Source organism: Pseudoalteromonas sp. Z9A6, from assembly GCF_011378805.1.
Taxonomy (GTDB): Bacteria; Pseudomonadota; Gammaproteobacteria; order Enterobacterales; family Alteromonadaceae; genus Pseudoalteromonas; species Pseudoalteromonas distincta.
This window is the reverse complement of sequence record NZ_WTKZ01000092.1, coordinates 1-9,392: the sequence shown is the minus strand read 5'-3', so window position 1 is coordinate 9,392 and position 9,392 is coordinate 1. Positions and strand designations below refer to the sequence as shown.

General features: G+C 39.7%; 8 protein-coding genes. 2 read left to right on the top strand and 6 right to left on the bottom strand.

What is annotated here, in order from left to right; translation table 11 throughout:
• The first annotated feature begins 119 nt into the window (after positions 1-119).
• Together GQR53_RS19730 and GQR53_RS22810 are read left to right on the top strand one after the other, a co-directional pair.
• The gene (locus tag GQR53_RS19730; RefSeq protein ID WP_240917511.1) at positions 120-749 is read left to right on the top strand and encodes an IS66 family transposase; all 630 of its coding nucleotides are present in this window, start codon (positions 120-122) and stop codon (positions 747-749) included.
• Complete coding sequence (locus GQR53_RS22810) at positions 749-841, top strand: hypothetical protein (RefSeq protein ID WP_082355734.1); 93 nt, start codon at positions 749-751, stop codon at positions 839-841. Before GQR53_RS19730 ends, GQR53_RS22810 begins: the two co-directional genes overlap by 1 nt.
• Before the next feature lie 173 nt (positions 842-1,014).
• Here GQR53_RS22810 and GQR53_RS19725 read toward each other — a convergent pair whose 3' ends face one another.
• From GQR53_RS19725 to GQR53_RS19700, 6 genes are all read right to left on the bottom strand, one after another.
• Positions 1,015-1,392: a diacylglycerol kinase gene (locus GQR53_RS19725; RefSeq protein ID WP_010554758.1), complete on the bottom strand. Its 378-nt coding sequence runs from the start codon at positions 1,390-1,392 to the stop codon at positions 1,015-1,017.
• Entirely contained in the window at positions 1,382-2,113 is a 732-nt protein-coding gene (locus GQR53_RS19720) for a phosphatase PAP2 family protein (RefSeq protein WP_002962876.1), read from the bottom strand. Before GQR53_RS19720 ends, GQR53_RS19725 begins: the two co-directional genes overlap by 11 nt.
• Entirely contained in the window at positions 2,100-3,002 is a 903-nt protein-coding gene (locus GQR53_RS19715; RefSeq protein ID WP_016899514.1) for a cation diffusion facilitator family transporter, read from the bottom strand. Before GQR53_RS19715 ends, GQR53_RS19720 begins: the two co-directional genes overlap by 14 nt.
• On the bottom strand, positions 3,003-4,616 hold the full coding sequence (locus GQR53_RS19710; protein WP_165744966.1) for a phosphoethanolamine--lipid A transferase: 1,614 nt from the start codon (positions 4,614-4,616) through the stop codon (positions 3,003-3,005).
• A gap of 199 nt (positions 4,617-4,815) precedes the next feature.
• Positions 4,816-8,016, bottom strand: coding sequence for a CusA/CzcA family heavy metal efflux RND transporter (locus GQR53_RS19705; RefSeq protein WP_165744965.1), 3,201 nt, complete (start codon positions 8,014-8,016; stop codon positions 4,816-4,818).
• Between the two features lie 12 nt (positions 8,017-8,028).
• Complete coding sequence (locus tag GQR53_RS19700; RefSeq protein ID WP_165744999.1) at positions 8,029-9,375, bottom strand: efflux RND transporter periplasmic adaptor subunit; 1,347 nt, start codon at positions 9,373-9,375, stop codon at positions 8,029-8,031.
• Between the last annotated feature and the right edge of the window lie 17 nt (positions 9,376-9,392).

The window sequence follows — 9,392 nt, the reverse complement described above, 5'->3', positions numbered from 1 at the left end:
TGTTACCCTGGAATTTTAAAACATAGGTGTAGTTCGCTAGACGCTCACCTTAATTGCGGTGATTTATAGGCGATGAAACCTCGTTAAACGTTATTAACGCAGAGAAAGCGACCAGCTATATGTGGCTGTACTGTTGTGGCGATGATAAGCCGGGTAAAGACACTAATATTGTCCTGTTTGATTATCATAATAGTCGCGCGGCCCACTGTGTAGTTGGTTTTCTTGACGGTTATCAAGGCTACATGCACGTTGACGGCTACAAAGCATACGAGCAAACGAAGGCAACACTGGTTGCGTGCTTAGCTCATATACGCCGTAAGTTCATCGAGGCCAAAGGCAATAATAAAAAAACCGTTAAAGCGGATGTAGCACTTAACCTTATTCGCAAACTCTATGGTATTGAGCAAGCCATCAAAGGTAAATCGGTCAGTGAAAAATTCACCGTTAGGCAGCAAAAAGCCAAACCAATCGTTGATGAATTGTATCAATGGTTACTCAAACACAAAGATAAAATCCCTCCCCAAATGGCGCTAGGGAAAGCAATTACCTATGCGATAAACCAGTTTGAGAAATTCAGGCGTTACCTCGATGATGGCAGGCTCAGTATTGATAATAACCGAGCAGAGCGAGCCATAAAACCGTTCGTAATAGGGCGGTTTTATGGCTGTTCTCAAATACCAGTAATGGCGCGCATGCCAGCGCCATACTCTATAGTCTTGTTGAAACCGCAAAGGCAAATGCTCTTGTAGTGCATGACTACATCTCAACGTGCTTGCAACATATTGCAGAGCAGCCAAGTAACCTTGAGCCACTGCTACCTTGGAATATTAAGCAAGGCTAGGTGTCGTTAGCTATACGCTTACAGCAGAAGTTACTATTTGAGTGTTTTGGCTAAAAATGTTTGTATTTTTTGATCTATAGCGGACATGGCTGAAAATATTCTTAATTGTCTAACATAGAGTATTAGATTAAATATATTTTTGAATTATTATACATTCTAATAACATTTACACTTCATAAGCTCAAGTGCTGAATAAATACACCAGCCCATATTAAAGTTGCGATGATAACGCTCACCATCACAGCCAAAGAGCCTAAGTCTTTCGCTAAACCTGACAGCGGATGAATTTCCGCGCCAATTCTATCGACTACTGCCTCAATAGCGGTATTGAAGATTTCTGCCAACAATACGAATAATAAAGCGCACCAAAGAATCACGTACTCAAAAAGTGAAAATGGAAAGAATAAACAGCCCACAACGAGAAGAACTGACAGCCAGAATTCTTGTTTAAACGCTGCTTCATTTGCTATCAGCCATTTAAACGCTCTGAGTGAATGCCCCGCTGCTAGGTATATTCGTTTTATTCCCGTCGGCTTTTGCTTAGTACCCATTGATTGGCTCCTGTTGGCTATTCTTAGCATTAGGTTTGGAATTAGGAAAGTGTAAGGTACGAAACACTACCGCGGCTATCAAACAAATGATTAACCATGACAACGTCATCGTTGTTAGTGTGTGACTTAAAAAATGGTCACCTATCGCCATCTTATAACTCCCCATAATCCAGCCAGTAGAAACAGCAAACGCTATCGCAATACATTGGTATTTCGGACGATAAAACAAAAAGAATAATGACATTAAGGCAAAACCACCGCTGGCATGACCCGCAGGAAAGCACTTGTACTTTTTAGTTGACTCAAACGATTCAGGCATTAATTCAAACGCCTTAACATAAGGGACATCGCCGCCATATAGTTCAAGCTGCGCAGGACAAGCACCATTGGTTGTTGCTTTTAAACCGCCGATGACTGACGGCACTAACATCAAAGAGAAAATAACCACTAATAATCGCTTTTGAAAGTGCTTAGAGTACTTGCGTCTACAAGCGATAACGTAAAAAGCAATGAGCGACAGTGCCAACAAAATAATGCTGTATTTAGGCAACAAGTAAAAAATAAAACGATAAGGCTCTTCATATTTATCAATTAACCACGTTTGGTTGGATGCATTGAATAACAAATTTTGAAGCCAAATATCGCTATTTGTTGTTTCAAATAAAAAAGCAATAAGCGTTAATGCATACATTGAATAAAGCAGGTGTTTACTCAAGTTCAAAACAATTCTCCATTTGCAAGGTGTTCCCTACTACCACTTCTATGGTCGAGTGGTGAATACCGTATTGAGCTGCGAGCAAATCTTTAATTGGCTTAAGATCTTGGAATTGTTCCATCGTTTTTAAGTTAACACTGGTTTCTAAATACACTTCGCTATCATCTAATTGCCACACATGAATGTGTCTTACTTTTTCAACATTCTCCATTGATTCGATATCCTTACAAATCTTATCGATATCGATATCAACGGGGACCGCTTGCATTAAAATACGAATACTTTGCTTAGCTAAAATAATACCGTGGTACACCACATAAACCGAGATAAGTATGGTTGCCAATAAATCGACAACATACCATTGATATAAAATGATCAAACTACCCGCAACAATGACAACGACAGAAGCAAAGGCATCAGATAAATTATGAATAAATGCCGCTCTGAGATTCAAGTTATTCTTCGCGCCTGCTTGATAAGTCAACCACGCGGTTATGGAATCAATCGCTAAGGCTATTGTCGCAATCCAAACAACAATCCAACCATCAATAGGTTGAGGGTTAAAGTACTTCTCAACTGCGGCATAAATGAGATATATACCAAGAATAATAAGGGTAGTAGTGTTGATTAATGCCCCGATAATTTCAGCCCGTTTAAAACCAAAAGTCATTTGGCTATTAGCGGGTTTTCTTGCAATTTTTCTCGCAACAATCGCAATAACGATAGCGCCTGCATCACTGAGGTTATGAAGCGCATCAGCAATCAAGGATAAACTACCTGATAAAACCCCGCCGATAACTTGGGCCACAGTAAGTAAAATATTGATAAATACTGCCATGCTTAATTTTCCGTCATGGTTATGTGCATGGCTGTGCGTATGGTTATTATTTGACATTTACTCTTCCTCTTGCATAACAAATAGTGGTGATGGCGCTTTTTCAGGCAATGACATATCTGTGCTGATATTTAACGCATGTAGTAAAGAAAAAGAAAAAGCATCGTGAGAACTTTCTTTTTTACTTTGTTTGACCGTACTTTCCATATTGTAGTGTGATGAAGAGCCGAACCAAGCAATTAAAGGTACATGAGTCTGTTCTTCAGGCGCCAGCATGTAAGGCATACCATGTAAGTAGAGTCCGTTCTTACCTAACGATTCACCATGATCGCCAATATAAAACATGGCAGTTTCAAAGTTGGTATTGTTCTCTTCTAATAAATTAATGGTTTCATTGATAAAGTAATCGGTATAGAGAATGGCATTATCATACGCATTAACAATTTCGCTAGTTTCACAGGCGGAGAGTTCGCTTGTTTGACAGGCAGGAGTGAACTTCTCAAAGTCTTTGGGGTATCGTTTGTAATATGCCGGGCCGTGGTTGCCCATTTGATGAAGCACTATGAGTACACTACCTTCTTGATCATCAATATACCCCTGTAAACCGTCTAACATACCAATGTCACGACACTCTATATCGCACACTGAATTTAGCTCAGGTGATTTGAAATTTTGGTATTCGACACGATCTGCGACGCCTTTTGAACTAGAGTTATTGTCTCGCCAAAGGACACTTACCCCGGCTTTGGAAATAACATCTAATACGTTTTGTGTTCGCCGTGCTTTTTTATTATCAAATGACTCTCGGTTATCGAATGAAAACATACAAGGGACCGAAATCGCGGTTGATGTGCCACAAGCATAGAATTTATCAAAACTAATTAAATCATCTCTTTGAGCTAATAATGGTGTAGTTTCTCGTTTATAGCCATTTATAGAAAGATTACCCGCATGGACAGTTTCACCGACAATGACAATGTAGAGTTTTTTATGCGACTCTTTATCAATATCATTGGCAGAGTTTACTACCATTAAAAATTCGTTATTTTCTTGCTGTTCAAGCACGTCCTTGAGGAAAAATCCCGTAGAGTAAATGGGATAGATAGGATTTAAGTAAAATCTTAATGGCTTGTGTTCTCTAAAGAAATTAGTGAATTGAGCACTAAAAATATAAAGTGAAACAGTAATTACACCAAGTGCCATGATGGTATTACTTATTTGTAGCCAACAGTTTTTTGTCCATGACGATTTATCTATTTTGACCATAAAAAGGCAAGCTATAGGTACTATGGCTAACAACAAAACAGTTAAAAAATACTCAAATGACAGTAAGTCAGTTGCTTCATCGATATTCGTTTCAGCAATGTTTTGAATCATTACATTATCAATGATGGTGCCAAAGCTATCGGTATAATAACCAGCCATGGCAGATAAGAGTAAAAGACTGCTCAGTACTATTCGAACGGGAATGATAATACTGAAAAATGACACAATAATGGTTAATACACTCATTACCACAAGAGTCAGCGCGATAATAAAACCTTGATTATCTTGCCACGGGTATACCGAATTAACTTGTTCAAAAAATGTAGAATTGCCCGTCACTATAATAAATAGCACGGTGGCGATAATAAGGAGGTTTGGCGAATAATTGAAAAACGACAGCTTTTTCATCATTATTCCCTAAATTTAGGATGCAAAAATTCGAAGCTAATAAAAGCCTACTATTGAATCTCTGCATCGAGTGAAAATGACTGGCTAAGCCCTGCTTTTGACAAGAGCTTAGCTAGTAGCGATTTATAGTGCTATCAAATTAGTTACTTACTTTATTAATTTGTAAGTTAATGAGTAAGTCACTAAGTTATCTAGCGCGTTAGTCTCTAAGATCTTTGATTTTGGCTTTTGAGAACCAAGCATATAAAACCGGTAACACAAACAAGGTGAGTAACGTTGCAGTAACCAAACCGCCAACAATAACACTCGCCAGTGGTCGTTGAATTTCAGCGCCAACTCCATTGGACATCAGCATTGGAATTAAACCTAACGCAGAAGTAATGGCGGTCATTAATACTGGACGTAAACGAGATACTGCCCCATCAAAAACAGCTTTTGAGGTGTCTATACCATCTTTTACCAGCTGGTTAATGCTTTCTACCATGACTACACCATTAAGCACGGCGACACCAAACAAAGTGATAAAGCCGACTGAACTTGGCACTGACAAGTATTGACCTGAAATATACAGTGAGAAAATACCACCTATAACGGCCAAGGGTACATTCACTAAAATAAGCATCGCTTGACCAACAGAGCCAAAGGCGAAATAAAGTAGCAAGGCAATTAGTGCCAATGATAGAGGCACTACCACTGATAGTCGCTGCTGCGCACGTTGTTGGTTTTCAAATTGACCACCAATCACTACAGAATAACCTGCAGGTAAATCTACTTTGCTATCAATAACTGCACGAATGTCGCTAACAACACTTCCCATGTCTCGACCTTGAACATTGGCTTGAATTACCACGCGTCGCTGTACATCATCACGTCGCACTTGTGGTGGGCCAGATTCAAAACTGACGGTAGCAATATCGCCTAAACGTACCCAAGCACCCGTAGGTGATTGTATTCTCAGATCTGCAATAGCTTCTTGGTTATCACGGTATTTTTCTTCAATGCGAACATAAATATCATAACGTTCATTACCATTGATTATTTGGCCAGCGCTAACGCCACCGATACCGTTTTTAACCACTTCCATGACATCGCCAACTGACAAACCAAAACGTGACAATTGCTGTCTTTTCGGTTTAATCACTAACTGTGCTTCACCAGCGATTTGCTCTAAGGCTACATCTCTTGCGCCATCAATTTGTTTGATTGCCGCTTCAATTTCTTGACCTTTGCTCGCCAACATATCTAATTCTGGTCCAAACAATTTAATGGCAAGTTGCGCTTTAACTCCTGACAGTAATTCATCTACACGAGTCGCTATGGGCTGTGAAAAGTTAAGTAATAACCCTGGGAATTGCTCAAGTTTCTCTTCCATTAAACCTTGTAATTCAACGCGATTTTTGGCACTTGTCCATTCTGAAACAGGTTTTAAGCCAATGTAAATTTCGATGTTATTAACTGGTTCAGGATCACCGCCGATTTCAGCACGTCCAATTCGACTTAGGGTATATTCAACTTCGGGGAACTCCATTAACTTTTCTTCAAGAATTGGAGCAACCGACAAGGCTGTTTCTAAACTTGCTGATGGCGCTAATGTTGCTCTTAGGTTAATGGTACCCTCTTCTAATTCTGGTACAAATTCAGTCCCTATTTGAGGTATTAAAGATGCTGCACCCACAAGTAACAATAATGAAGCAATAATAACTACTTTCGTGTGTTTCATCGCGGCTTTGAGGCCTTTTCGATAAAGCTTATCTAATGGTTTTAAGACAAAACTTTCTCTTTCTTTAACGCCTTTATTAAACATAAAGGTTGCTAAGGCTGGAACCACAAACAGTGCCACTAAAATAGCCGAAATAACCGCTAAAATAATACTGATAGCCATCGGCTGGAACAATTTAGCTTCCACTCCTTCAAAGCTAAATAACGGTGTAAATACCACTAAAATAATAGAGGCAGCAAAAAATACCGGGCGTGCAACTTCTTTTCCTGCTTCTTTTAATCGTAGAGGAATGCCTTCTTTATCATGTTCTACATCGTGGGGATCAGCATCTGTGCCTAACGTTCTCGCTTGCGCATTTTTGTAATGTGTTGAATCAGGTCTATTAAGGTGTTTGAACATGTTTTCAACCATCACAACAGAGCCATCAACCAACATACCAATAGCAACAGCGATACCACCTAACGACATTAAGTTTGCCGATAAACCTATCCAAGACATCACCATTAAGGCGATAGCGATTGAAATAGGAATTGAAATTAACACTAAAAAGGTTGCGCGTAAGTTCATTAAAAACAGAGCAAGTACGATAGCGATAAATATAAATGCCAGCGCTAATGCTTGCACTACAGTATCAACTGCTTTAGTAATTAAATCTGCCTGATCGTAGAAAGGTTCAAAACGTACGCCTTCAGGTAGTGCTTGGTTGATCATTGGAATACGTGCACTTATACCGTCGATTGTCACTTTAGTATTTGCGCCCATACGTTTCAATACGATACCTGAAACCACTTCACCTAAGTTTTCAATGTTACCCTGTGCATCTCTGCGCGTCATAGTAACTGCGCCTTGGCGTATTTCACTACCCAGCGAAACCTTGGCTACATCTTCGATAGTCACCACAGTACCATCAACCGTTTTAACCGGTACTTGTCTAATATCAGCTAAACCTGCTTCGCCACTATTAAACCAACCTGTGCCACGAATAACTAATTGCTCTTGTCCACGGTTCATGTACCAACCGCCAACATTGGCATTGTTGTTATCGAGTGCAGTAACAATATCGTCTTGCGTTAACTCATATGATAATAATTTACTTGGCTCAATGTTGACTTGATACTGTCTGACGTTGCCGCCAAAAGATAAGACGTCGGTAACACCATCTACCGGCATAACCAATAACTTTACTATCCAATCGTTCAAGCTCCTTAAGGTCATAGAATCATAACCAGAATCTTTATCTGCAATTAACAAATACTGAAAAACTTGACCCAAACCTGAGGTGTTAGGTCCCATTTCTGGTGTGCCCACGCCTTGCGGAATTAACTCTTTTGCCGCTTGTAAACGCTCAAATACTAACTGGCGAGCAAAGTAGATGTCTGTGCCTTCTTTAAAGACAACAGTAACACCCGATAAACCCGTTTTTGAAATAGAGCGTACTTGCTCTACATCAGGCAACGCATACATTACTGCTTCAATGGGATAGGTTATTAACTGCTCTACTTCTTCAGCGGCTAAGCCCGGTGCTTCAGTATTAACCGCTACCTGAACATTGGTTACATCAGGAAAAGCATCTAAATTTAGTTTTGGGATCACCATAACAGAGCCTGCCATAGTAGCAATTAGGGCGATAATTACTAAGAGTCGATTATTGATCGACCAATCAATTATTTTATTAAACATAATCTTATTCCCCTAGTGGCCGTGCGGATCAAATCCGCCTTTTGCTATTTCTGACGCAACAAAAAAGGCACCTTTTGTTACCAAACGGGTATTAGGCTCAATACCGATAATTTGACGGTAATTGCCTAATGGCTGACCTAATTCAACTTCAACGGCTTTAAATTCACCAGGATGGTCTTCAACAAATACCGTCCAATCACCATCGGCACCACGCATTAATGCTGTTTCTGGTACTGCTATTACAGGGCTTTGCGTATCAAACTGAAAATTTACATTAACAAACATGCCTGAATGCAAACTGTCATCAGTATTTTCAACCGACAGTCTAACGATTCGGGTACGCGTACTTGGATCAATGGTATGTGCTTCTTGAATGACCTTGGCAACATGCACTTGCCCGGCAAACTCAACTTTTGCAATGGTGCCAATAGGAAGACTTAATTTTTTATTTGGCGAAACACGCGCTTCAACCCATAAGTCTTTTTCATCAGCCAATACCATGATTTTTTCACCGGCAGGCACACGTTGTCCTTGAGAGAAATCATCACTTAAAACCACACCAGAGCGCTGAGCGACTAAGGTATATTCACCAAGATTTGATGAGTTGTTTTTTACAATATCTTTAATGGCTGCTTTGGTTAAACCAAAGGCAGTTAATCGACCATAAGCTGAAATGTAATCTGTTTCACTGGCTAATAGGCGGCTTTCACTGACGGTGCCAAGGCCCAATTTTTTAGCTCGTTGCCACTCACTGTAAGCAACACGATATTGTGCTTGTGCTTCGGCCATTGATTCACTAAATAAGGTAACTAAAGACTGACCCTTAGTCACATGTTCACCTAAAATAGCATGACGACTGATCACTACCGATTCAGTACGTGAAGAGACAATGTAACTGGTATAACCGTTCGCTTTTATTTCTCCTGGTGCATAGATACTTTTAGCAAAAATTGCCGGCTTTAAGTTAGTCACTTTGATATTGGCGAGTGCCATTTTTTCTGGACTAAAACTTATGCCTTCTTCATGTTCTTCTTCAGCTGTTTCTTTACTCGCTGTTTCACTACCATGGTCATGACCGTCATCAGATTTCTCCTCCGCAGCATGGTCGTCTTTGCTTTCATCACTACCATGTTCATGACCACTTTCGTCATGCACTTCTTCACTTTCAGAGTCATGATCATGGTCAGTTTTTAATACGATGGATTGCTCTACTGCTGGCGTTTTTTCTAGAGCGGCATCGTTATATGATAATGCCGTAGTTGACACGACAGCTAAGCCAGTAAATAAACTACTTAGGGTAATGAGTTTTATTTTTTTTTTTTTTTTTTGAGATGTTTTATCAGTTATTTTATTTTTCATTTTTAATTCCAAATTCT